We start from the raw sequence: 23,903 nt of genomic DNA on the forward strand, positions 1-23,903 counted from the left end.
GAGGGTGCGCGGTGCCGGAGATGTGGAATCGGGGCGAGGGGCACGAAGCCCGGTTCGTGGACCGCTTCCGGGACGGTCACGCCCTGGTCGGACGCGACCGGGAGCTCGCCGCGCTCCGGGACGCCGTCGCCGGGCACCGGCTCGTCACCGTGACCGGGGCGGCCGGGACGGGGAAGAGCAGGCTGGCCCTGGCCGCCGTCACGGCCCCCGTCGACGGCCCCTCGCACACGGTGGTCCGGGTGCGGTGGCACGACGCCGTCCCCGTGGGCCGCCGGGCGCTGACGGCGCGGGTCGACCGGGCGCTCGACGGCGCCGGCCTGACCCGGGACCCGGCCCGTACGGACCCCGCCGCGCCCGCCCGCCCCGCCGGAGAGGTGCTGCTCTTCCTGGACGATGTCGACCCCGTGCACACGGAATGCATCGGCCTGGTCCAGACCCTCCTGATCGCCCGGCCGACGGTACGGGTCCTGGTGACCGCGCGGCGGCCGCTCGGGCTCGGCGACGAGAAGGCGATCAGACTGGACCCCCTGCCGCTGGAGGCGCCGCCGGGCCGCCCCGGTCCCTCCCCCGCGGCGGAGCTCCTGGTCTCCCGCGCACGGGAGCGCGGGTGGAGCGAGGAGGCCGACCCGGCGGCCGTGGCCCGGGTGTGCCGACTCCTCGAAGGCGTCCCCCTGGCCCTCGAACTGGCCGCGGGCCGCCTGGGGGAGTGGACGATGACGGAACTGGCCGCCCACCTCGAATCCGGCCAGTGCCGACTGGCCGACCCGGCCCCGCTCCTGCTGCGGCACCGCACGCTGCGCACCTCCATCGGGGCCGTGCACGCCCTGTGCGAACCGGCGCAGCGCAGGGTCTGGCGCCGGCTCGGCGTCTTCGCCGGTCCCTTCACGGAGGCCGCGGCGGTGTTCGTGTGCTCGGGCTCCGACCTCGCGCCCCACGAGGTGCCTCCCGCCCTGGCGGCGCTGAGCGCCACGGGCGTGCTCCACGTCTCCGGGGACGCGGGCGCGGTGTGCCCGCCGCGCTACCGCATGGCCCGGGCCGCCCGCGACTTCGGTACGGAACGGCTCGCGGCGGCGGGCGAACTCCCCGCGACGCGGGACCGGCACGCCGCCCACTTCCGCGGCGTGGCGGCCGTCGCCGAGACCCTGTGGGACACCGGCCTCCAGCGCCAGGCGCTCCAGACCGTCCAGGACGAGCACGACGACCTGATGGCGCTCGTGCACCGCGCCGGGGACGGGACCGGCCATGCCGAGACGGCCCTGGAGACCGTGCTGCACCTCTGGTTCTGGTGGGCGGCGCACGACCACGCCCGAGAAGGCGGCGACCACCTCCGCGTCCTGCTGTCCCGGCTGCCCGCCGACAGCCCGCTCATGGCGCACGGCCGATGGCTCGCGGCCTGGCTCAGCACGGCCTGGGACCCCGGCACGGCGCACCACCTGCTGTCCCTCGCCTGGCCGGTGGCCGTCCTCGCCGGCGACGCCGCCCTCCTCGGCCGGATCGCCCATGTCCACGGCACCCTGGCCTGGCAGCGACGGGACCCCGAAGCGGCCGCCGCGTACTACCGCCAGGCCGCGGACACCACGCCCGGCGGCGCCCCCGGAGGCCCGTCACCCGCCGTCAGCCTCGCCGCCCTGGCCGTGGTCCAGGCCCACCACGCCCCCGCGGAGGCGGCCCGCACCGCCCGCCGGGCCCTCGCGCAGGCGGACTGCGCGAACGACGCCTGGGCCGCGGCGCTGGCCCACTACGCCCGCGCCTTCGCCGACCACCGCGCCGGACGTGCCGGCCGCGCCCGGCACCGGGCCCACCGCGCTCTGGCCGACCTCGAAGCCCGGCTCGACGCGCCACAGGCCCACCGGGCCCTGCGCCTCCTCCTCGCGGCCCTGGACCTCGCCGCGACGACGGCCGGCGCGCCGGTGCCCCACCGCCGTCCGCACCTCCCCGTGCCCCGCGACGGAGCGCAGACCCCGCCGACGACGGCGAGCCTGGTCCAGCGGTGACCACGCGGGCCGAAGGACAGCCGAAAGAAATCCGGGCGGTGATGTCGAGAAGCCGTGTCCGGCTCCGTCCCCGGTGTGAGAGCGGCCAGAATGGGCCGCACCCCGCACCGAGGAGAACACCATGGCCAAGTACCTGCTGCTGAAGCACTACCGCGGTGCTCCGGCCCCGGTCAACGACGTGCCCATGGACCAGTGGACGCCGGAGGAGGTCTCGGCCCACATGCAGTACATGAGGGACTTCGCGACCCGCCTCGAAGGCACGGGCGAGTTCGTCGACGGCCAGGCGCTCGCCCCCGAGGGCACCTTCGTCCGGTACGACGGCGAGGGCCGCCCGCCCGTCACCGACGGCCCCTTCGCCGAGACCAAGGACCTCATCGCCGGCTGGATGGTGATCGACGTCGACAGCTACGAGCGCGCCGTCGAGCTCGCCGGGGAACTCTCGGCCGCCCCCGGGGCCGGCGGGAAGCCCATCCACGAGTGGCTGGAGCTGCGCCCGTTCTACGGCGCGGCGCCCACCATCACGGAGTGACCGTCCCCATGGACGAGGCCCTGCTCCGCAGCCTCATACCGGGTGTCCTCGCCGTCCTCGTCCGCCGCGGAGCCGACTTCGCGGCGGCCGAGGACGCCGTCCAGGACGCCCTGGTGGAGGCGGTCCGCGTCTGGCCCGCCGACCTTCCCCGGGACCCCAAGGGCTGGCTGGTCACCGTGGCCTGGCGCAAGTTCCTGGACGCGACCCGCGCCGACACCGCCCGGCGCCGGCGCGAGGACCTCGTCGAGGAGGAGCCCGCGCCCGGCCCCGCGTCCTCCGCGGACGACACGCTCCGGCTGTACTTCCTCTGCGCCCACCCCTCGCTGACGCCGTCGTCCGCGGTCGCGCTCACCCTGCGCGCCGTCGGCGGCCTCACCACCCGCCAGATCGCCCAGGCCTACCTGGTGCCCGAGGCGACCATGGCGCAGCGCATCAGCCGGGCCAAGCGCACCGTCTCCCGCGTACGGTTCGACCGCCCGGGCGACGTCGCCACCGTGCTCCGCGTCCTCTACCTGGTCTTCAACGAGGGCTACTCGGGCGACGTCGACCTCGCCGCCGAGGCCATCCGGCTCACCCGGCAGCTCGCGGCCGCCATCGACCACCCGGAGGTCGCGGGGCTCCTCGCCCTCATGCTGCTCCACCACGCCCGGCGCGCCGCCCGGATCGCGCCCGACGGCAGCCTGGTGCCGCTCGCCGAGCAGGACCGCGGCCGGTGGGACACCGGGGCGATCGCCGAGGGCGTCGAGATCCTCCAGGCGGCCCTCGCCCGCGACCGCCTCGGCGAGTTCCAGGCCCAGGCCGCCATCGCCGCGCTCCACGCCGACGCCCCCACGGCCGGGGAGACCGACTGGGTGCAGATCGTCGAGTGGTACGACGAGCTCACGCGCCTGACCGACAGTCCGGTCGTCCGCCTCAACCGCGCGGTCGCCGTCGGCGAGGCCGACGGACCACGCGCCGGCCTGGCGGAGCTCGCGCGGCTGGACGCCTCCCTGCCCCGGTACGCGGCGGTGGCGGCGTACCTCCACGAACGCGACGGCGATCCGGCGACGGCGGCGCGGCTGTACGCCGAGGCGGCGAGGAAGGCCGCCGACACCCTCGAACGGGACCACCTGACCCGCCAGGCAGCCCGCCTCAACACCCGCCTGCGTCACTGACTCCCCACCGGTCCCGGAGGGCGTCGGGCACGACCGGAACGCGCCGTACAAAGCGTCGGAAACCATCGGCTTCCCCCTATCGCGGGGAACCGGCCGTGGCGAGAATCTGTCCCTGTGGAGGAAGGGTGCCACGGCCGGTTCCGAGGGGGGACGGGGATGAGCGCATGGGTGGTCCCGGGATACACGGAGTCCCGGGAGCTGGGCGCGGGCGGCAGCGGACGCGTGGCACTGGCCGTCCACGACGCGACCGGCGTGCCGGTGGCCGTGAAGTACCTGAGCGAGCGGCTCCGCGCGGACGAGTCATTCGTCCGCGGATTCCGCTCCGAGGCCCGGCTCCTCGGCGCCCTCGACAGCCCGTACGTCGTGGCGCTCCACGAGTACGTCGAGGCGCCGCGGGGAGCGGCCATCGTCATGGAGCTCGTGGACGGCGTCGCCCTGCGCGCCCTCCTCGCCCGGGAGGGCGCGACCGGCCCCGAGGCCGCCCTCACGGTCCTCAAGGGCTCGCTCCTCGGCCTCGCCGCCGCTCACCGGGCGGGCGTCGTCCACCGCGACTACAAGCCCGAGAACGTCCTCGTCGCCGCCGACGGGTCCTCCAAACTCGTCGACTTCGGGATCGCGGCCGGACGCGACAGCAGCCCCGGCATCGCCGGGACGCCCGCCTACATGGCGCCCGAGCAGTGGAACGGCGCCCCCGCCTCACCCGCGGCCGACGTCTACGCGGCGACCGCCACGTTCTTCGAGTGCCTGACCGGACGCAAACCCTTCGCCGGGGACAACTTCGCCGAGCTCGCCCTCCAGCACCTGGAGGCCCCCGTACCCGACGGACAGGCGCCGGAGCCGCTGCGCCCGCTCATCCGCCGGGGCCTCGCCAAGGCCCCGCACGAGCGGCCGGAGAACGCCGACGCGTTCGTCGGCGAACTGGAGTCGGTCGCCGCGGCCGCGTACGGACCGGACTGGGAGGAGCGGGGCCGTGGCCGCCTCGCGGCCCTCGCCGCACTCCTGCCGCTCCTCTTCCCCTCCTCCGGCGGTACGGCCGCGGGCACGACCGCGCTCGCCACGACGACCCTGTCCGCACCGCCGCCGAGCCCCTGGCGAAGGCTCCTCCGCGGGCTGCCGGCGGGCACGGCCGCCCTCGCCCTGGCACTGCTGCTCGCCCTCGCCGCCCAGGCCGGGGAAGAGGAGGCGGCCGGGGACGAGGTCGCCCGGGCCTTCGCGACGACGAACACGTCACCGAGCGAGGGCCCACCGGCCCCGAGCCCTTCCCCGACGCACACGCCGACATCGACTCCGCCCCCGACGTCCCCGGAACCCTCCGCCTCGTCGGACACCCCGGAAGCCCCACCGACGACCCCCCTGACGACCGCGCCCACGACGACACCCCCACCCCCACCGACCACCACGACCGAGCCGCCCACGACTCCACCCACCACCACCCCACCGACCACACCCCCGACGACGCCGCCCGTCGTGGTCACGGACGTCTCCGTCACGGGCCTGCGCCAGACCGGACCGACGGACGCCGAGGCCACCGTCGAGATCACGACGGACGGAACGGGCCCGCTGACACTCCTCGTCGAGTGGTTCACCGGCGACGAGAAGGGCTCGCCCGGCACACCGGACGGCTCCGAGACCCTGCGGCGCGAAGGAGCGGGCCGGTACACCCTCACGCTCCCGCACGCGGTCGGGGGCGCCGGCTGCTCCTGGGGAGTGCGCGCGACCACGGACCCGGCCGCCGCGAACGGCGGTTCCCTGCAGCAGATCTTCATCCGGCGGTGTGTGATCACATGAACGACGACGCCTACAGCGCCACCGAACTGGGCAGCCACTGGTTCGAGGGCCCGACGCCCGACCCGACGCCCGACCGCGTGGAGGGCGAAGTGCTGCGCTTCGGCCCGGGGGTGACCGCGGCCGCCGCACGACGCGCCGCGAACACCCCCACGGCGGCCCAGATCTGGCACGGCACCCTGCCCGGCGCCCCGCCACCCCGCAGGGCACGCTCCCGGCGGCCGCTCCGGTACGCACCCGCGGCCGTGATCCTGCTCGCCGTCCTGGCCCTCCTCGCCTGGCGCGCGTACGGCCCCCGCGTCTCCGTCCGGGACATCGCGGTCACCGTCCCCGAAGCGCCGCTCGGCTGCGACGGCACGGCGAACGTGGTCGGCGTCGTACGCACCGACGGCCGCCCCGGCTCCCTCACGTACCACTGGGAACGCAGCGACGGCACCCGCTCCGCACCCCTGCGCGAGACCCTGGACCGCGGCCGGAAGGAGGCCCGGCTCCACCTCCTGTGGACCTTCCAGGGCTCCGGCACCCACCACGCCGTGGCGCGCCTCGTGATCACGGCCCCCACCACCCGCACGGCCGAGGGCGCGTTCACGTACCGCTGCGAGTGAGTCCGACGCGTCACCGGCTCACACGAGGGGAACGGTCCGCCGCGCTCCGCCCAGGAGACGGCAGGACAGGGCCCGTTCGCTCGCCCCGCCGTCCCCGTCCGGCTCCACCCGGTACAGCCGGGCCCGCGGGAGGCGGCTCACGACGTCCGTCGGCCGACCGCCCGTGAAGAGGGCACCGACACCGTCCTCCACCGCCCAGCCGGCGGGAAGCGAACCGGTCGCCACGGCCGCCCGATAGGAGGCGCGCCGCCCGGGCTCGCTGTCGTAGTGGGGGCAGACGGAACCGGACAGCAGGCCCAGTCCGTCGGCCAGATGCGTGAGCGGCCCGAAGGAGTCGGTGTGCGAACCGTCGGCCCAGCAGTTGGCGCCGGCGCTGATCCCGCACAACAGGATCCCCCGCTCGTAGGCCTCGCGCAGCAGACGGTCCACACCGTGCGCCCGCCACACCGCCAGCAGGTTCGCGGTGTTGCCCCCACCCACGTACACGACGTCCTGGGAGAGGACGAACGCGCGCAGGGCGGCGTCGTCGAGCTCGCGCCGGAACAGGGGGAGGACACCGGGTTCACAGGCGCGCGACCGGTACGCGGCGAGGAACTTCTCGATGTAGCCGGGGGCGTCGCCGCTGGCCGTGGGGACGAAGCAGACCCTGGGCCGGGCGGCGGGCACCTGGCCGAGCACCCAGTCGTCCAGCAGACCGTCGTCGTCGGTGGAGAAACCGCCGCCGAGAAGAGCCAGCCGACGGTCGGGAACGGCAGCCACGGACGGCCTCCTCGCACGACTCCGACGCTACGTGTCCGGTGATCCTTTCGCCGGACGGGCTGCCGGCGCAAGGGCCGGGCCGAAGCCGAGAAGGCTCCGGCCCGGGTTCCGTCAGGGTTTCGGCACCGGTGTGCCCGGGGTCAGGACACCACGCGCAGGTGGGTGGGCCAGCCGAAGTCGCGGCGGTCGAAGAGGCGGAACATCTTCTTGATGTCGTTGGGGCTGAGCTTCACGCAGCCGTAGGACTTGTAGTCGCGGACGCCGTCCCAGCGGCGGGCCTCGGTGCTGCCCTGGGTGCCGTCGCGGTTCATCTCGGAGTGGATGAACATCTCCTTACGGGTCAGGGTGTTCTTGGAGCACGGCATGTTCTCGAGGTAGACGGCGTAGCCCTTGACGAGCCTGCCGTTGTACGTGCGGGACTTGAGCTTGATCTTCCAGGTGCCGTTCGGCAGCCAGCCCTGGGCGTGCGAGCAGTCGTCCGTGACGCCGGTGCCCGATCCGGCCCGGAAGACGGACCACAGCTTCTGCTCCTTGCCCTTGCCCTTGTAGACCAGGAGACGGGAGTCGGTGGGCTTCTTCGGGTTCTTGTCGAAGACCAGGGTCGTCGGTCCGGCCGGCGGCGCCACCGGGGCGGTCCCCCGTGCGGCGGTGGCCGGCGCCAGGGCCAGGGCGGTCGCCAGGGCCCCGGCGATCATGGTGCCGCGCCAGTGCTGTCCGTTGCTGTTCATGCGTCTCCCTCGTGCTTTCCGCACGGCTCGGTGCCTCCGGGCCGTGCACGGGTGGGCGGCGGGCCGGAACGGGCACCCGGAGGGGCGCCCCACCGAGGGGGCGGGCTGTCCGGGAGCGTCGGCCGCCGAACCAGAATCACCGGGCCGGCGGGGTGCGGGAAGACGATCGGGGCTGCTTGCCGAGGTGCATCGATGCAGCCCGTATGGCAGGGCTCTGACCTCGGGTTATGCCCGGTGCGCGAGGGTTGCGCGCAGAGCGGGTGCGGCGGGCCCGCCGCCCTCCTCACGCGGAAGCGGAGGGCAGCGGGCCCGGGTTCCGCTGGTAGTCCGGCGCCTTGACGGGCGGGAGCTGCTCCACCAGCAGGGCCAGCCAGGTGTCGACGGTGACCCGGCCGGTCGCGGCGAGGCCGTGCGTGCTCTGGAAGAACCTCAGGTCCTGGGCGGTGGCCGCGGTGAACCTCCCCGACACCGCCGTACCGCCCTGGCCCACGTTGTTGAGGAGTTCCTGCACGGCGCGCACCTCGGAGGCCTTGGACTCGTGCCCGACGACCTTCACCAGCTCCGGCCAGGTCAGCGCGCCCACCTTGCCATCGACCGGCAGCTCGTTCCGCAGCTGGAAGTCCATCACGGCGTCCCGGGTGTCCTCCCGGAAGAAGCCGTCGGTCCGCACCTTGTACCCGTGCGCGTTCAGCAGGTGCTGCAGGGCACGAGCGCGGCCGAACTGGTCCTCCTCGCCCATGCGCAGCAACGGCCACTCGTACGGCGCCCTGCCCGCGGCGACGGCACCGGCCGCACCCCCGGCCGTGGCCCTGTGCTCCCGCGCGGAGAGCCGTCCGTCGACGACCATTCCCGCGGTGAACGCCAGCACCAAGGCCGCCGCGAGCAGAACGGGCCGGAGCCACCGGGCCCGCTGCCGCCGGCCGGACCCGTCGGCACCGTCCGCGGCCGACCGCTCGTCCCGATCGGCATCGGGCACGGGAGACCCATGCCCCCCACCGTCCGCCCGTACGGAGTCCTCCTCGGCGCCCTCCACGGTCCGCTGGCGCCCGTTCTCCCGCAGCGCCGCCCGGCACAACGCCCGCGCCCGGTCGAGTTCCGCCGCCGGCGCACGCAACTGGGCGTGCAGCATCTCCACCACCCTCAAGGGAGCGGTCGACAGGTGCTTCGGGTTCAGATACCGCGACAACGTCGTCTGATCGATGCCCAGCCGCGCGGCCAGCGCCTGCTGAGTCGGCCGCGTACCCCCCGTCGAACCCCCGGCCTCCTCCCACCACCGGCGCAACAGCCGCGCCAACTCCTCCGCCGCGCCCTGCTGCCGGTCCCGGCCGCCGTCCCGTCCCTGCTCCATGTACCTGTCCCTCCCTGCCGACGTGCGGAACAGCCGGCCTCCGCAGCGCCTGCATGGCGGCATAACAGCAGGTCAGGTCTGTGCATGACGGCGGGCGTCGCTGCATCGGCCTCAGCGGCGCCGATCGTAACGACGGGGTCCGCCCTCTGGGAAAAGGGCAGGGCCGGGTTCATCCGTACGGGTGCGTGGTCGGCGTGCCACCGGGGCTTCGGCTCACCCGGAGGGGGGACGGGGCGCACACCGGGGCGGGTGGCTCGCTCCGCGCGGAGCCCGCGTGACGATCCGTTCCATCAGCGCCTCCGGCAGAGCCGGGTTCTCCGCGGCGGCGCGGGCGAGTTCCCCTTCGGGGCCGTCGACCATCGACTCCAGGACCGGAACCGGGAGAGCCGGGTGGGCCGCCGCGTAGCGCCGTACGTCCGGGGCCTCGGCCGCCAGGCAGAGCAGCAGCGTCTCGGGGCGGGAGGCGGGGTGGCGGGCGATGTCCCGCAGCACGCGACGGCCGGTGGTCGCCTCGGCCGCCATGCGGTGCAGCAGGGCGGTGGGACAGCCCGGATGGCGGGCGACGGCGCTGAAGACGGCCGGCCCGTGCCGCTCCACCAGCGTGATGAGCGTGTCGGGGCCCAGTTCCGGGCGGGCCGCGATCCGCCGGGCCACCCCGGGGTCCGGGTCGGCGGCGAGCTGTGCGACGAGGTCGCCCGGCAGCTCGACGCGGTCGGCGACAAGTGCTCTGACCTGGGCTGTTCGACTGGCGGCGAGGCCGCGGAGTTCGGCCTCCGCGGCGGATTCGATGCGGGGCGCAGGCTCGCCGGGCAGCCGTTCGTGTGCGGCGACGGCGGTGAGCAGGTCGAGCGGGACGGCCGGGTTCTCGGCGAGGGCCCGGCGGACTTCCGGATCGGCGTCGGTGGCGAGCGTACGCAGCAGGGCCTCGGGGGCGGCGGGATGGGCGGCGATCACGGCGCGGACGTCGGCGGAGGGATGTTCGGCGAGCCGGTCGAGGAAGGCGGCCGGCAGGTCGGTGCGGGCCGCGAACGTCGTGACGGCCCCGACCTCGGGGGCGTCCAGGAACGCGGCGAGTCCCGCGGGCGGCACGGCCGGGTGGCAGGCTGCCGCCAGACGGGTGCGCCGGACACCGGGCGTGTGGTCGGGGCAGGCCGTCTCGCGCCGGTGGCAGGCGCCGCAGCGGGTCGGGGCCGGGTGGCCGCCGTCGGCGAGGAGGGCGGAGAGCAGCTCGGCGGGCGCGTTCTCGTTCTGGGCGACGGCCTCGCGTACGACGGTGTCGGGATGGCGGGCGAGACCGTGGAGCAGTCCGGGCGGGAGGCGCGGGTTTCCGGCGGCGCCCACCACGACCTTCGGGTTCGTGTCGTGGGCGAGTGCGGCGACGATCTCGGGGGGTGCGTCGAGCGCGTAGGCGACCTCCTGCCGTACCTCCGGGTCGGGATCGGTGGCGACCTCCCACCAGACGGCAGGCGGAGCGATCCCGCCGATCACCGCGTCCAGTGCCCGCCCGGGGTGGTCTTCGGGCAGGTCGGGCCACGGCACCAGCCCGCTTCGTACCAGATGGCGGGTGAGCGTCGGGTCGCCGACGGCGAGCAGTGCTCCCGTCTGAGAGGTGGTCAGGTGCTCGCGCCCGGCCAGCGCGTACAGGAGGTCCTCGTCGCCGCTCGCCACGAGCCGGGCGAACAGGTCGTCCGTGAGGGCCGGGTTCTCGGCCAGCCCCAGCAGCGCGTCTCGCACACGTTCCTCCCCGTGGTCCACCCGAGGGAACAGCACGGGCGGCCGGTGAGTCCACCTCATGTCGCCGGCGTGCGGGCCCCGGGGGCGTTCGCGTGTGCCGGGAGCGAGCGTTCGGCGCACAGGAGGATCGCCGCGCCGGTCAGGACCAGGAGGGCGAGGACCGTCCAGAGGTGCAACGGGCCGGTGTCGAGGAGGAAGCCGAGGAGCATGGGGGCGATGGTGCGGCAGATCGACCAGGACAGTTGGTAGACCGAGAGGTAGCGGCCCCGGAGGTGGTCGGGGGCGGCCTGGACGGAGAGGCTCTGGGAGGGGGCGGAGTGGACGAGTTCGCCGGCGGTGTACAGCACGGCGACCGCGAGGACGGCGATGAGGGCGTCCGCGCCGTGGACGAGGTGGGGGAGGAGGGCGAAGGCGGCGAAGGAGAGTGCGAAGGCGACCGCGCCCAGTGCGGCCGTACGGGTGCGTCTGCCGCGTGCGGTCAGGCGGGCGGTGGGGACGCCGAGGGCGGCGACCAGGACGGTGTTGACGGCGAAGACGGCTCCGGCCAGGGCGTCGGGGAGGTCGACGTCGCGGGTGAGGAAGACCGGGAGGGCCATGGCCTGGGTGGTGTAGCCGAAGGCGATGAGGAAGTTGGCCGTCGTGACGAGCAGGTAGGGGCGGTCGGCGAGGACCTGCCGGTATCCGCCGCGGGTGTCCGGCCGCTTGGTGACGCCGCGGACCTGGGGTATCCGGGCGACCAGTACCGCGGCGAGGGCGAAGACGGCGGCCAGGGTCTCGGCGGCGACGATGAAGCCGGTGGTGCCGTTCCACGCCAGCATGCCCGCGGCGGCCAGGCTGCCGCCTCCCATCCCGGCGTTGCGCAGGCTGCGGTCCCAGGCCAGGAGCCGGTCCCGCTCGGCGCCCTGGGCGAGGTCGCCGATGAGCGACTGCTGGCTCGGGGAGGAGGCCCACATCCCCACCGCCACGATCAGGGCGATCGTCAGGAAGGCGGGGTAGGAGTCGGCGAAGGGGTAGGCGGCGAAGCCGATCGCGCGCAGGACGAGCACGGCGATGAGCACGCGGCGGCCGCCGAAGCGGTCGATGAGGATGCCCGCGGCGGGCATGAAGGCCAGGGCGGTGAGCCCGGCGACCGTGAGTCCCGTGCCGATGGAGGTGAGGGACAGGCCGGTGAGGCCATGGATGAACAGCATGGTCAGTGGTACGTAGATGCCGTCGCCGATCGAGGTGGCCAGGCTGGAGGCGATGAGGCGGCGGCGCGCGGGGGTGCCGGCGTCGGAGGGGTGCTCGGCCTGTCGTGCGACCTCGGGGGCGCGGGTATCTTCCACGGAAGATAATTTATCATCCGTGGAAGATATAGTGAAGAGATGGAGCCCGACGCCATCGTGACCATCGTCGACCAGTGGAACCGAGAGCGCCCCGATCTGGACGCGTCGCCGATGCTCGTCATCGGCCGGCTCTTCCGGCTCACCCACACGCTCGACCAGCGACTGCGCCCGCCCTTCGCCGCGGCGGGCCTGGGAAGCGGAGACTTCGACCTGCTCGCCGCGCTGAGACGGGCCGGCGAGCCCCACACCCTGTCGGCGGGCGAGCTCAGCCGTGCCGCCCTCGTCACCACCGGCGCCATCACCAAGCGCGTCGACCGCCTCGAAGCCCGGGGCCTGGTCGCCCGGACCGTCGACGAGACCGACTCGCGCGGCCGCCTCATCACGCTCACCGCCGAAGGCGTCGCCCTCGCCGACGAGCTCATCGCCGTCCACCTGGACAACCAGCGCCGCCTCCTCGCCGGGCTCGACGAGGGCGAACAGGAGCAACTCGCGGGACTCCTGGAGCGGTTGGCCCTCACGCTGCCGACGGGCGGCGACTGAGCTCAGCCGGCCGGAGCGTCGGCGATGCGATAGCCCACCCCGGTCGTCGTCGTGATGACCGGCGGGCCGCCCAGCTTGCGGCGCAGACGGCCGACGGTGACCGTCACGGTGTTGGTGAACGGGTCGGCGTTCTCGTCCCAGACCTGCTCCAGGAGGTCCTCGGCGCTCAGGAACCCCGGGCTGGCGTGCAGGAGCGCCTCCAGGACGGCGAACTCCTTGACGGACAGGGCGAGCGGGCGTCCGTCCCGGAGCGCGATGCGGCGCACCGGGTCGAGTTCGATGCCGGCGGCGCGCAGCGTACGGGCCCGGGCGACCGGCCTGCGGCGGGCCAGGGCGCGGATGCGCAGGACCAGTTCGGGGAAGTGGAACGGCTTGGCGAGGTAGTCGTCGGCTCCGAGGGTGAGGCCGCTGACCCGGTCGTCGGGCGCCCCGGCCGCGGTCAGCATCAGCACCATCGGACGGTCGTCCCGCCCGGTGATCATCTGGCAGAGCACGTCACCGTGGAGGCCGGGCAGATCCCGGTCCAGGACCACCACGTCGTACGCGTTCACATCGAGCTTGGCGGCGGCCGTCAGGCCGTCGTGCGCGAGGTCGACGGCCATCCCCTGGTCCCGCAGCCCCTCGGCGACGACCTCGGCGAGCGACCGTGCGTCCTCCACGACCAGGATCCTCATGCCGTCACCGTTTCATGTCCGGGGGCGGCCGACGGCAGCGTCACCGTGACGCGCAGGCCACCCTCCGGACGTGCCAGGAGTACGAGGCGGCCGCCGTGTGCGGCGACGATCGCGGCCACGATCGACAGGCCCAGGCCCGAACTCGCCTCCGATCCGGTACGGGCGGCGCCGAGCCGCTCGAACGGCCTTCCCAGCCGGTCGACTTCGCCCTGGTCCAGCACACGCCCGCCGGTCTCGACGACCAGCCGCGCCTCGGCGCCGCCGTCGCCGCCGGTGGTGACCCGGATCCAGCCGCTCTCCTCGTTGTGCGCGATCGCGTTGTCGACGAGGTTCTGCACCATCTGGGACAGCAGCGTCGTGCTGCCGCGCGTCCGGACCGCCGGCCGTACCTCGGTGTGGACCGCGAGGCCCTTCGCGGTGATGTCGGGGGCGCGGGCGTCCAGCGCCTCCCGCGCGAGCCCGTCCAGCGTCACGAGGGTCCGGTCGGTGAAGGCGCCGTGCTCGGCACGGGCGAGGAGGAGGAAGCCGTCGAGCAGGTGGTCCACGCGGTCGAGTTCGGTCCGCAGACGACCGGCGAGCGCGAGGGTCTGCGCGGCGGGATCGGGTTTGGCGACGGCCACGTCAAGGGACGCCCGCATCGTCGCCAGCGGTGTACGCAGCTCGTGCGAGGCGTTGCCGACGAAGCGGCGCTGCGCGACGAACGAGGCCTCCAGACGTTCGAGGAGCCCGTCGACCGTGTCGGCGAGCTCCTTCACCTCGTCGGCGGGCCCGGTCACGGCGAGCCGCTCGTGCAGGTTCTCCGCGGAGATCCGCCGCGTCGCCGCCGTGATGACCCGCAGCGGGCGCAGGACCCGGCCGGCCAGGACGCGGCCGAGCACGAGCGAGAGGCCCGCCATCACCACCAGGGCGATCAGCGAGGCGAGGACCCAGCGGTGCTCCTGCCGACTGTGCGCGTCCGCGAGCTGCGACTGCAGCGCGCGGATCTGCTCCCGGGCGGCCGTGAGGTCGGACGCGCCGGGAGAAGGCTCCGCGGGCGTGGTCGACCGGACCCCGGACATCAGGTACGTCAGGGCGAGCAGCACGATCCCCGACCCGAGGAACCCCGCGGCGTACAAGATCGTGAAGCGCCGTCCGACCGTTCCGCCCCGCAGCATGCCCGTGCTCCTCTTCGCGCCCGTAGGTGGCCGCGACCAGCATGCCCCGCCGTACCTAACAGCGAGGTGACAGCCACGGTTCGGACCGCGTCATGCCGGCCTCCGTAGAACCGTTGTCATGCAATCGACCAACGACATCCTCCACGCGGTCCGCCGGGAGTGGACCGCCTTCCGACGTCCCGGCCGGCTGATCGCCATGGCGACCGCCGCCCTCGCCGTCGTCGTCCTCGGCCTGCTGTACGCGTTCGGCAACCACGCGTCCTGCAACGGTCTCTGCGCCGCCCCTCCGACCGGGCCGGACGGCGACCTCGTCCACGACCAGTTCTCCTTCATGCACAGGGACCTGGGCGAGAACGGCGCCATCACGGTCCGGCTGACGTCCATGACGGGCACCATCACCTACCCGCCGCCGCACCACGACCAGATCGTCCCGGGCCTCGTGCCCTGGGCGAAGGCCGGGATCATCATCAAGGACGGTGTTCGCCAGGGATCCTCGTACACGGCGCTGATGGTCACCGGCAGCCACGGCGTGCGCATGCAGTACGACTACCGCCACGACATCGCGGGCAGCGGCGGCGGAGTCTCCGTCCAGGCCCCGCGCTGGCTGCGGCTGACCCGGTCGGGCGACACCATCACGGGCCACGAGTCCGCCGACGGCGAGCGCTGGACGAAGGTCGGCACGGCACGGCTGCCGGGGCTGCCCGAGACCGTGCAGGTCGGTCTGTTCGCCACCTCTCCCGGCGACCTGACCCTGCGGTCCGTCGGCCTCGGCGGCGCCACGGAACAGGTGCGCTGGACCCAGGCCGGCGGCGTCTTCGACCACGTCGGCCTCAAGGGCACGGATGCCGCCTCCAGTTGGCGGAGCGACACCGTCGGGGAGGCGAACACGACCGACTGGGAGAAGAAGTACCTGGCAGCCGGCGCGGTGGAGAAGAACGGCACGATCACCGTCACCGGATCCGGCGACATCGCTCCGTCGGGCGCCGAGGACGGCGCCCGACCGGCGGAGAGCACCCTCGGCGGCCTGGCCCTCGCGCTGCTCGTCGTGCTCGTGGTCGCGGTGCGCCTCGCCACCTCCGCGTACCGCCGCGAAGCCACCGGGGGCGCACCGGTCACCCGCGCGGAACTCGCGGCGAAGGCGACCGTCCTGGCAGCCGCCACGTTCGTCACCGGCCTCCTCGCCCTCGGCGTCGTGATACCCGTCGGCGTGGCGATCCTGAAGGGGAACGGCATCCCCGTCCTCGCCGTGTCCGCAGTCACCGAAGCACGCGTCGTCGTGGGCACGGCCGCCGCGCTCGCCCTCGCCGCCGTCCTCGCCCTCGCGCTCGGCGCCCTGCTGCGACGCGCCTGGATCGCGATCCCCGTCGCAGTCCTGACGATCCTGCTCCCGTACGTGGCGACTTCGTTCCCGCTGCTCCCCGACGGCCTCTCACAGTGGCTTCTGCGCGTCACCCCGGCCGCCGGCTTCGCCATCCGGCAGACCCTCGTCGCATACCCGCAGGTGACCGCCCACTACGCGCCCTCCGCCGGCTACTTCCCCCTTCCCTGGTGGGCAGGGGTCGCCGTCCTGGGCGCGTACGCGGCGCTGCTTCTCGGCCTCGCCCTGCGCCGACGGCAGGCGGCCGTGACGAGGCGATCGGCGGCGTGGCGATAATCGCTGGTGCGACGGCCGGTGTGCCTTGTACGTTGGCTTCGCGACCGCGCCTCCGATGCGCTCGGCTGCGGCTACTTCCTTCCGAAACCAAGTGACGCCGCCGCCACTTCTGATCTCGGCAGGCGCGGGCGCGTGTTCGCCCCGTCGGGCATGGCGCCCGCGGGGCCTCGCCCCGCCCGACGTCGTGGCCGGGGCCGTCCGATCCTTTGAATCCGGGGGGATTCACTGCCTCGTCACACCCCACGCGTCTCCAAGGTCTGGTCCGAGATGTTGGTGGCCCCGCACGTCTCGGCCGCCGCCCGCGCCATGCCCCCGTCGTCACCACGGCTCCATCGCAGACCCGCCGGACCGGAGTTCCGCACCTATGCCTCCGGTCCGGCCTTCGTCCGGGAGCCCCGCGACGAGCTCTTCCTCCTCGCCGTCGGCAACTTCGTCGGCGGGCAGACCTTCTACGAGAGCGGCGAGGAGCGCGACGCCCGCTTCACGCGGCTCGTCGGCGAACTCGCCGTCCAGGACCCCGAGTGGACGGCCGGCCTGCTGCGCTGGCTGCGCGACGAGGGCAACACGCGCACGGCCTCCCTGATCGGCGCCGCCGCCTACGTACGGGCCCGGCTCAAGGCCGGGGCGACCGGAGGCCCGTCCAACCGGTCCGTGATCGACTCGGTGCTCCGGCGCGCCGACGAGCCCGGCGAACTGCTCGCCCACTGGATCACGGCATACGGGCGGAACGTGCCGCAGCCCGTGAAGCGGGGCGTCGCCGACGGGGTGCGCCGGCTGTACACGTCCCGGTCCCTGCTCAAGTACGACACCGCCTCCAAGAGCTTCCGCTTCGGCGACGTGCTCAACCTGACGCACGCCTCCCCGGACCCCGACAAGCCCTGGCAGGGCGCGCTCTTCCGGTACGCCCTGGACCGCCGCCACCACCCCGAGAGGGCGGTCCCGCCGGCCTCCGACCACCTCCTGACCGCCCACCGGGCGCTGATGGAGTCGGCGCCGGACGAGCGGCGGGCGCTGGTCACCGGGCCGGATGGACCCGAGCGGCTGGCCGCGGCGGGCCTGACGTGGGAGGCCCTGGCGGGCTGGCTCCACGGACCGATGGACGCCGCCGTCTGGGAGGCCGTGATCCCCACGATGGGGACGATGGCGCTCCTCAGGAACCTGCGGAACTTCGACGAGGCGGGGGTCTCGGACGAGGTCGCGGCCCGGGTCGCCGAGCGCCTCTCGGACCCCGCCGAGGTCGCCCGGTCCCGGCAGTTCCCCTTCCGCTACCTCGCCGCCCACCAGCACGCCCCGTCGCCGCGCTGGGCGGCCCCGCTGGAACGGGCCCTGGGGCACTCCCTGGCGAACGTGCCGGCCCTGCCCGGCCGGACCCTGATCCTGGTGGACCGCTCCGACTCCATGTTCTGGGACACGGTCTCCGAGCGGTCCAGGCTGACCCGGGCGGACGCGGCCGCCGTGTTCGGCACCGCGCTCGCCCTGCGCGCCGAGCAGGCGGATCTCGTGGAGTTCGGCTGGGGCAGCGCGAAGGTGTCGTTCGCGGCGGGGGAGCCGGTGCTCGACATACTGAAACGGTTCCGCAGCATGGGCGGCACCTACACGGACAAGGCGATACGGAAGCACTACCAGGAGCACGACCGGATCCTGATCGTCACCGACGAACAGGCCGCCGCCTACGGCCCCGGCGGGCCGACCGCATCGGTCCCGGCCCACATCCCGGTCTACACGTGGAACCTGGCGGGTTACCGGCCCGCCCACGGCCCGAAGGGCCCCCGCCGCCACACCTTCGGCGGTCTCACGGACGCGGCCTTCCGCATGGTCGGACTCATCGAGGCGGGCCGCGAGGCCGCCTGGCCGTGGACGGCCGCTCAGCCCTGACCCGAGCCGGTCCGGGTGAACGTGCCCAGGCCCTCGGCGTTCAGGTACTCCACGGTGAACGACTTCCCGTCCGGGGTGAAGGCGACCCCGGTGAGCCCCACGGCGTTCTCCCCGGCCGTCGGGAAGCTGAACGTGTCGCCGGCGTAGTGCGTGAGCGGGTACGACCGGGGCTTCGGGCCCAGACGGAGCGTCAGGGCGCCGTCCGCGCCGGCGACGACCTCCGCGCGCCCGTAGTACGGGCTGTCGTACGTGCCCGCGTACGTGTCGGCGGCCTTCGCCGGCGCGGCACCCGACGGCGGGTGGGCGTAGTCGGTCTTCGAGACGCCCGCGTTCGCCTCCTGCTCGTACAGCGCGTTCACCAGCGGGATCCAGTCGCGGCTGATCTTCCCGGTCTGCGCGATGTCGAAGAAGTCGAGGGCGACGGCGTCGGCGACGCCGACCGGCGAGGTGTTGGTCAGGACGACGATGCCGAGCCGCTCGCCGGGCAGCATCGTCACGTTGGTGTGCGCGCCCTCGGCGAACGCCCCCGTGTGCGAGAGCCGCAGCCGGCCCTCGTCGTCGTAACTCACGTTCCAGCCCAGGCCGTAGAAACCCGTCCGGCCGGCCGGGGCGTGCGGCGGGTTCGCCACCGACTCGGGCCGGTGGGTGAGCTCCAGGGCGTCGGCGTCGACGATCTGCCTGCCGTCGAGCTTGCCGTCGGCGAGCTGGAGCTTCAGCCAGGTGGCCATGTCACGGGCGCTGGAACTGACGCCGCCGGCGGGGGACTGGGCGTCCGGGTCCCGTACGAACTCCGCCTTCCAGGCCCCGTCGACCTTGACGTGGCCCCAGGCCCGGTCGGACGCCTTCGCGAAGTCCTCGAAGCGCGAGCTCGTGGAGTTCATGCCGGCCGGCTTGTAGAGGGTGTCGGCGGCGAGCTTCTCCCACGGCACGCCCTTCTCGTCGGCGACCGCCTGCGCGGCGGCCGTGAGACCGAAGTTCGTGTACGCGTAACTGGCACGGAACGGCGCCAGGGGCTCGTAGCGCAGGTGGGACAGGATGTACGCGCGGTCGTAGCCGAGGTCCTCCAGCAGGTCCCCCGCGTGGTCCGGGAGGCCGCTGCGGTGCGAGAACAGGTCGGCGACCGTCACGTGGGAGGTGACCCACGGGTCCTTGAGGGCGAAGCCCGGCACGTTCGGGGCGACCGGCAGCGTCCAGCCCCCGGTGCCCACCGCTCCGGAGACGACGGTGGAGGCGATCGGCTTCGAGACGGAGGCCAGCTGGAAGACGGTGTCGGCGTCCACGGGCGCGCTCTCGCCGGCCTTCCGCACGCCGTACCCCTTCAGGTGGACCACCTTCCCGTCGTGGACGACGGCGACCGCCACGCCCGGCACCCCGGTGCGCCTCATGGCGTCCTCGACGACTCCGTCGAGCCGGGCGACGGCGCGGTTCACGTCCGCGCCGTCCAGCTGGGGCGGGGGCTGCGCCGGAGGCGGCGTGGGCCCGGGGGCCGCGGCGGCGATCAGCGCGGCCAGTCCTGCCGCCGCAAGCCATCGAACGGTGCTCACGTCTCCATTCAAAGGCCTGCCCCGGTGCCTGTCGCGCGCTGCCGGTGCCGAGCGCGGGCCCGGCCCCCGGCGTCACGGCCGGCAGCCGCACGCGGGCGGGCCGCGTGACCTGCGTCGAGGCCGCGCCGCGTCCGGCGGTAGACTCGGCGACCGTGGCGGATACCCAGTACGAAGACTTGTTGAAGACGGTGCTCACCTCGGGGACGGCCAAGGCCGACCGGACGGGCACAGGCACCCGGAGCATCTTCGGGCACCAGCTCCGCTACGACCTCGCGCAGGGCTTCCCGCTGGTCACCACCAAGAAGGTGCACCTCAAGTCGATCGTGTACGAGCTGCTGTGGTTCCTGCGCGGCGACTCGAACGTCGGCTGGCTCCAGGAGAACGGCGTCTCCATCTGGGACGAGTGGGCCGACGACAAGGGCGAGCTCGGCCCCGTCTACGGCGTGCAGTGGCGCTCCTGGCCCACGCCCGACGGCCGGCACATCGACCAGATCGGCCAGGTCCTCGACACGCTGCGCCGCGACCCGGACTCCCGCCGGATGATCGTCTCCGCCTGGAACGTCGCCGACCTCGACCGCATGGCGCTCGCCCCGTGCCACGCCTTCTTCCAGTTCTACGTCGCCGACGGCAAGCTCTCCTGCCAGCTGTACCAGCGCAGCGCGGACCTGTTCCTCGGCGTCCCGTTCAACATCGCCAGCTACGCCCTGCTCACCCACATGGTGGCGCAGCAGGTCGGCCTGGAGCCGGGCGACTTCATCTGGACCGGCGGCGACTGCCACATCTACGACAACCACACGGAGCAGGTGACCGAACAGCTCACCCGCACCGCGTACGAGTTCCCCGAGCTGCGCCTCCGCAAGGCCGACTCGCTGTTCGACTACGCGTACTCCGACATCGAGATCGTGGGCTACCGGCACCACCCGGCCATCAAGGCCCCGGTCGCCGTATGAGCGCGAACGTGAACATCGGGCTCATCTGGGCACAGACCCCCGACGGCGTGATCGGCGCCGACAACACGATCCCGTGGCGGCTTCCCGAGGACATGGCGCACTTCAAGGCGACCACCCTCGGCCACCCCGTGATCATGGGCCGCAAGACCTGGGACTCGCTGCCCGCGCGCTTCCGCCCCCTGGCGGGCCGCCGCAACATCGTGGTGACCCGGGACGAGCGCTGGACGGCCGAGGGCGCGGAGCGCGCCGGCTCCGTCGAAGCGGCCCTGGAGCTGGCCGCCGGGTCGCCGGAGACGGCCGCCGACGCCGGCGCCTGGGTCATGGGCGGTGGCGAGATCTACCGCGCCACCCTGCCCCACGCCCGGACACTCTCGGTGACGGAGGTCGACACCGCGATCGACGGCGACACGTACGCCCCGTCCATCGACGCCGACTGGCAGGTCTCGGAGGACACCGGCTGGCAGGACTCCACGACCGGCCTGCGCTACCGCATCCGCCGGTACACGCGCCCGTAGCCGGCCGGTCCTGTCCGTGGTCGACCGACCCCGTCCGTAGTCGGTCGGCCCTGCCCGCACCGGCCGACCCCGTCCGGGGTCGGCCGTCAGTGCGTCTCCCGCATCCCGAGGACGTACGTGGCGGTCAGCGCGACGGCGCGGTCCTCGTCGTGGGACAGCTCCGTGAGCGCGCGTGACGCCGCGCTTCCCGGGATGTCCGCGAGGGCCTGCGCGAGACGCCGGCGCGCGGACGCCCGCGCCGTCCCGTGGGCCAGGCGGTCGACGAGCAGGCCGGTGATCCGGTCCGCGAGCCCGGGACGGCCCGCCAGCGCGCTCAGCGCCTCGGCCGCGTCGACGTCGTTCGCGCCGTCGACGATCATGTCGACGAGCGTGGGGACCGCCTCGGCCGCGCCCCGCGCCCCCAGCTCCACGGCGGCGCACCTCCGCACCGCGAGGTCGGGGTCCGCGAGGGCCCGGCCCAGCAGCTCGCTCGCCCCGTCGCCCGGGATCTCGGCGACGGACCGGACGGCGCGCCTGCGGACCTCGGCCGTCGGCGAGCCGAGGCCGCGCGCGAGCAGCGGCAGCCCGCTGTCGCCCGAGCGCGCCAGCGCCCAGCGGAGGGCGCCCGCGACGATCGGGTCCGACTCGCCCAGTACGGCCTCGACCAGCGCTTCCACCGGCACGGGCGCTTCCTCGGCCGAGGACAGGGCCGCGCGCTGGCGCGTCCCCGGGCTCTTCGAGCCCAGGGCCTGGAGGAGGGCGACGATCTGGAGGACGTCCTGCCACCCGGCGGGCTCCGCGGAACCGATCCGGCGCAGCCGGGTGAGCAGCTCCGTCTCGGCGGCGATGCGTTCGCGCGTCTGGCGGATGAGGTCGTCGACGAGCTCCGAGGGCGCGAAGCCGGGCTCGTCGAGCGCGCGCCCGACCTCGCGCAGCGAGAGCCCCAGGGACCGCAGGCTCTCGATGTGGAAGACGCGCCGGATGTCCTCGTCCGAGTACTCCCGGTAGCCGGCGCCGGTCCGGCCCGTCGGCCGCACCAGGCCGAGCGATTCGTAATGCCTGAGCATGCGGGCGCTCACCCCGGAGTGCCGCGCCACGTCACCGATCAACACGGACTGTCACTCCTCCTGTCCGGTCGTGCCGAGGGCCACGATCCGCTTCGCCTCCTCGATCGCGAAGTCGAAGCCCGCGTCCGGGTCGCGCGACAGCCTCTCCGTGGCGATCGCGTGCTGTCGTACGCGGGGGCGGGGATCCGACATCGCGGCCCGCAGGGCCGGTGCCATCGCCTCGCCGAGCGCGATCAGCGCCCGGCTGAGGCTCAGCCGGGTCTCGCGCCCGCCCCGCCCGAGCTGGGTCGCCAGCGCCGCGGCCAGCCCGTGCTCCTCGCCCTCGGGCACGAGGACGACCGCCGCCCGCCAGGCGCTGCGCGCCACCTCGTCGTCGGCGTCGGTCATGAGCTCCCGCGTGACGGAGGGCCAGGCACTCCCGTCCCCGATCTTGGACAGGGTGTGGAGGGCCTGGCTCCGCGCCTGGGCCCGCTCCGAGCGGAGCTCGCCGAGGAGCCGGGGGAGCGTCAGCGCCGACGGGTGGCGGGTGAGCGCCCAGGTGAGCATCTCGCGCACCTGGAAGTCCGGCTCGACCGCGCAGCGTCCGACGAGCTCGTCGACGCACCGGGGGTCCGGTGCGCTGCCGACCGCCAGCGCCGCCCGCAGCCGCGTCGACGAGCTGTCGCTCGCGAGCCCCCGCAGCGCCCGCGTCACCTTCGTGTCCTCGTCCGTCATGGTCATCGGGACCACCTCCTCGGCCACAGTGAAGACCTTGTCACCGTGTCAAGGTCAACCGGAGGCGTGCGGGCGGCCCCGCGGGGGGACGCGGGGTTCAGTAGGCGTGCCCGACGTGGGCGAGGGCCTGCCTGAGGAGCGTTCCCTGACCGCCGGGCATCTCGTTCTGCACGGCCGGGGAGGCGGCCTCCTGCGGGCTGAACCAGACCAGGTCGAGCGCGTCCTGCCGCGGCCGGCAGTCGCCGGTGACCGGGACCACGTAGGCGAGGGACACGGCGTGCTGGCGCGGGTCGTGGAAGGGGGTGATGCCGGCCGTGGGGAAGTACTCGGCGACGGTGAAGGGCTGCAGGGAGGCGGGGACGCGGGGCAGGGCCACCGGTCCGAGGTCCTTCTCCAGGTGGCGCAGCAGGGCGTCACGGACGCGCTCGTGGTGCATGACCCGGCCGGACACCAGGGTGCGGCTGATCGTTCCTTCGGAGCCGATCCGCAGGAGCAGTCCGATGCTGGTGACTTCGCCGCTGTCGTCCACGCGCACGGGGACGGCCTCGACGTAGAGGATCGGCATCCGGGCCCTGGCCGTGTCCAGTTCGTCCGTGGACAGCCAGCCGGGCGTGGTCTCAGTCATGTCAGACATCGCTTGATCATACTTTCCGGGCTGTGACTCGGCCCAGGCCGCGTGTCCGCCGGCCGGGTGGGAGTTTCGGGCGGGGCACCGCGGGCCGGTCCGGGTCCGCGGGTGTGTCCGGGGGCTGTCGGGTGCGGTCAGAGGGGCTTGAGCCGCTGGTGCAGGAGGCAGAACTCGTTGCCTTCGGGATCGGCCAGGACGTGCCAGTTCTCGGCGCCGGTCTGGCCGACGTCGACGGGCCTGGCGCCGAGCGCGAGCAGCCGCTCCAGCTCGGCGTCCTGGTCGCGGTCGGTGGCGTTGACGTCGATGTGCAGACGGAGCTTCCCGGTGCGCGGCTCGCCGCCGGGGCTCAGGATCAGGGTGGGCTGCGCGCCGCCGAACCCGACGCCGGGCGGCCCGATCTCGATGCTTCCGTCGTCCTCCCGGCCGACCTCGACGTAGCCGAGGACCTCGCTCCAGAACGCGGCGAGCCGCTCGGGGTCGGCGCAGTCGAGGACCAGCTCACTGATGCGGGATGCCATGCCGGCGAGTGTACGTGCCCTCCCATCGTGACACACCGTCATATGACGGCACTTGAGCGGTGGTTGAACGGGAGGAAACTTCCCCGCAACACGCCTGTCATGTGTCTACCGGATGGAGATCCTGTGAATG

Annotated in this window: 22 protein-coding genes; 10 read left to right on the forward strand and 12 right to left on the reverse strand. The window is 74.0% G+C overall.

The window, feature by feature from the left end; all coding sequences use genetic code 11:
* Nucleotides 1-20 precede the first annotated feature (20 nt).
* The 5 genes from ACFYUS_RS28000 to ACFYUS_RS28020 all read left to right on the forward strand — a co-directional run bounded on the left by ACFYUS_RS28000 (nt 21) and on the right by ACFYUS_RS28020 (nt 6,067).
* Nucleotides 21-1,994: an ATP-binding protein gene (locus ACFYUS_RS28000; RefSeq protein ID WP_388858225.1), complete on the forward strand. Its 1,974-nt coding sequence runs from the start codon at nt 21-23 to the stop codon at nt 1,992-1,994.
* 121 nt (nt 1,995-2,115) lie between these two features.
* Nucleotides 2,116-2,523 carry a YciI family protein gene (locus ACFYUS_RS28005; RefSeq protein WP_388857788.1) on the forward strand — a complete coding sequence of 136 codons (408 nt, stop codon included), beginning with the start codon at nt 2,116-2,118 and terminating at the stop codon, nt 2,521-2,523.
* A gap of 8 nt (nt 2,524-2,531) precedes the next feature.
* Entirely contained in the window at nt 2,532-3,677 is a 1,146-nt protein-coding gene (locus ACFYUS_RS28010; RefSeq protein WP_388858228.1) for an RNA polymerase sigma factor, read from the forward strand.
* Nucleotides 3,678-3,833: 156 nt separating this feature from the next.
* Nucleotides 3,834-5,465 (forward strand): protein kinase, encoded by a 1,632-nt coding sequence (locus ACFYUS_RS28015; protein WP_388857791.1) that lies wholly within the window; start codon nt 3,834-3,836, stop codon nt 5,463-5,465.
* On the forward strand, nt 5,462-6,067 hold the full coding sequence (locus ACFYUS_RS28020; protein WP_388857794.1) for a hypothetical protein: 606 nt from the start codon (nt 5,462-5,464) through the stop codon (nt 6,065-6,067). Before ACFYUS_RS28015 ends, ACFYUS_RS28020 begins: the two co-directional genes overlap by 4 nt.
* Nucleotides 6,068-6,085: 18 nt before the next feature.
* Here the strand turns inward: ACFYUS_RS28020 and ACFYUS_RS28025 are convergent, their stop codons facing one another.
* The 5 genes from ACFYUS_RS28025 to ACFYUS_RS28045 form a co-directional block, all read right to left on the reverse strand.
* Nucleotides 6,086-6,826 (reverse strand): Type 1 glutamine amidotransferase-like domain-containing protein, encoded by a 741-nt coding sequence (locus ACFYUS_RS28025; protein WP_388857797.1) that lies wholly within the window; start codon nt 6,824-6,826, stop codon nt 6,086-6,088.
* Between the two features lie 140 nt (nt 6,827-6,966).
* On the reverse strand, nt 6,967-7,554 hold the full coding sequence (locus ACFYUS_RS28030) for a L,D-transpeptidase family protein (protein ID WP_388857800.1): 588 nt from the start codon (nt 7,552-7,554) through the stop codon (nt 6,967-6,969).
* A 283-nt stretch (nt 7,555-7,837) separates the two neighbouring features.
* Nucleotides 7,838-8,902, reverse strand: coding sequence for a peptidoglycan-binding protein (locus ACFYUS_RS28035; RefSeq protein ID WP_388857803.1), 1,065 nt, complete (start codon nt 8,900-8,902; stop codon nt 7,838-7,840).
* A 213-nt stretch (nt 8,903-9,115) separates the two neighbouring features.
* Nucleotides 9,116-10,636: a hypothetical protein gene (locus ACFYUS_RS28040; RefSeq protein ID WP_388857806.1), complete on the reverse strand. Its 1,521-nt coding sequence runs from the start codon at nt 10,634-10,636 to the stop codon at nt 9,116-9,118.
* 56 nt (nt 10,637-10,692) lie between these two features.
* On the reverse strand, nt 10,693-11,961 hold the full coding sequence (locus ACFYUS_RS28045; protein ID WP_388857809.1) for an MFS transporter: 1,269 nt from the start codon (nt 11,959-11,961) through the stop codon (nt 10,693-10,695).
* Between the two features lie 39 nt (nt 11,962-12,000).
* Here ACFYUS_RS28045 and ACFYUS_RS28050 point away from each other — a divergent pair, with 39 nt between their 5' ends.
* Nucleotides 12,001-12,501 carry a MarR family winged helix-turn-helix transcriptional regulator gene (locus ACFYUS_RS28050; RefSeq protein ID WP_388857812.1) on the forward strand — a complete coding sequence of 167 codons (501 nt, stop codon included), beginning with the start codon at nt 12,001-12,003 and terminating at the stop codon, nt 12,499-12,501.
* A 2-nt stretch (nt 12,502-12,503) separates the two neighbouring features.
* Here ACFYUS_RS28050 and ACFYUS_RS28055 read toward each other — a convergent pair whose 3' ends face one another.
* The gene (locus ACFYUS_RS28055) at nt 12,504-13,175 is read right to left on the reverse strand and encodes a response regulator transcription factor (protein ID WP_388857815.1); all 672 of its coding nucleotides are present in this window, start codon (nt 13,173-13,175) and stop codon (nt 12,504-12,506) included.
* Nucleotides 13,172-14,329: a sensor histidine kinase gene (locus ACFYUS_RS28060; protein ID WP_388857818.1), complete on the reverse strand. Its 1,158-nt coding sequence runs from the start codon at nt 14,327-14,329 to the stop codon at nt 13,172-13,174. The genes ACFYUS_RS28055 and ACFYUS_RS28060 overlap by 4 nt, the downstream gene beginning before the upstream one ends.
* 118 nt (nt 14,330-14,447) lie before the next feature.
* Here ACFYUS_RS28060 and ACFYUS_RS28065 point away from each other — a divergent pair, with 118 nt between their 5' ends.
* Together ACFYUS_RS28065 and ACFYUS_RS28070 are read left to right on the forward strand one after the other, a co-directional pair.
* The gene (locus tag ACFYUS_RS28065; protein ID WP_388857821.1) at nt 14,448-15,983 is read left to right on the forward strand and encodes a hypothetical protein; all 1,536 of its coding nucleotides are present in this window, start codon (nt 14,448-14,450) and stop codon (nt 15,981-15,983) included.
* Nucleotides 15,984-16,250: 267 nt separating this feature from the next.
* Nucleotides 16,251-17,858, forward strand: a complete 1,608-nt coding sequence (locus ACFYUS_RS28070) for a TROVE domain-containing protein (protein WP_388857824.1) — start codon at nt 16,251-16,253, stop codon at nt 17,856-17,858.
* On the opposite strand, the gene ACFYUS_RS28075 is transcribed toward ACFYUS_RS28070, so the two are convergent.
* Entirely contained in the window at nt 17,849-19,402 is a 1,554-nt protein-coding gene (locus tag ACFYUS_RS28075) for a serine hydrolase (protein WP_388857827.1), read from the reverse strand. The genes ACFYUS_RS28070 and ACFYUS_RS28075 overlap by 10 nt on opposite strands.
* A gap of 152 nt (nt 19,403-19,554) precedes the next feature.
* On the opposite strand from ACFYUS_RS28075, the gene ACFYUS_RS28080 reads away from it, so the two are divergent.
* Nucleotides 19,555-20,352, forward strand: coding sequence for a thymidylate synthase (locus ACFYUS_RS28080; protein ID WP_388857830.1), 798 nt, complete (start codon nt 19,555-19,557; stop codon nt 20,350-20,352).
* An 8-nt stretch (nt 20,353-20,360) separates the two neighbouring features.
* Complete coding sequence (locus tag ACFYUS_RS28085; RefSeq protein ID WP_388858231.1) at nt 20,361-20,867, forward strand: dihydrofolate reductase; 507 nt, start codon at nt 20,361-20,363, stop codon at nt 20,865-20,867.
* An 86-nt stretch (nt 20,868-20,953) separates the two neighbouring features.
* On the opposite strand, the gene ACFYUS_RS28090 is transcribed toward ACFYUS_RS28085, so the two are convergent.
* The 4 genes from ACFYUS_RS28090 to ACFYUS_RS28105 all read right to left on the reverse strand — a co-directional run bounded on the left by ACFYUS_RS28090 (nt 20,954) and on the right by ACFYUS_RS28105 (nt 23,773).
* Complete coding sequence (locus ACFYUS_RS28090; RefSeq protein WP_388857834.1) at nt 20,954-21,958, reverse strand: HEAT repeat domain-containing protein; 1,005 nt, start codon at nt 21,956-21,958, stop codon at nt 20,954-20,956.
* A 6-nt stretch (nt 21,959-21,964) separates the two neighbouring features.
* Nucleotides 21,965-22,633, reverse strand: coding sequence for a HEAT repeat domain-containing protein (locus tag ACFYUS_RS28095; RefSeq protein ID WP_388857837.1), 669 nt, complete (start codon nt 22,631-22,633; stop codon nt 21,965-21,967).
* Nucleotides 22,634-22,724: 91 nt separating this feature from the next.
* Nucleotides 22,725-23,252 (reverse strand): NUDIX hydrolase family protein, encoded by a 528-nt coding sequence (locus tag ACFYUS_RS28100; protein WP_388858234.1) that lies wholly within the window; start codon nt 23,250-23,252, stop codon nt 22,725-22,727.
* A gap of 137 nt (nt 23,253-23,389) precedes the next feature.
* Nucleotides 23,390-23,773, reverse strand: coding sequence for a VOC family protein (locus ACFYUS_RS28105; RefSeq protein ID WP_388857840.1), 384 nt, complete (start codon nt 23,771-23,773; stop codon nt 23,390-23,392).
* Nucleotides 23,774-23,903: the final 130 nt, after the last annotated feature.

The organism is Streptomyces sp. NPDC004284 (genome assembly GCF_042874035.1).
In the GTDB taxonomy this organism is placed as follows: Bacteria; Actinomycetota; Actinomycetes; order Streptomycetales; family Streptomycetaceae; genus Streptomyces.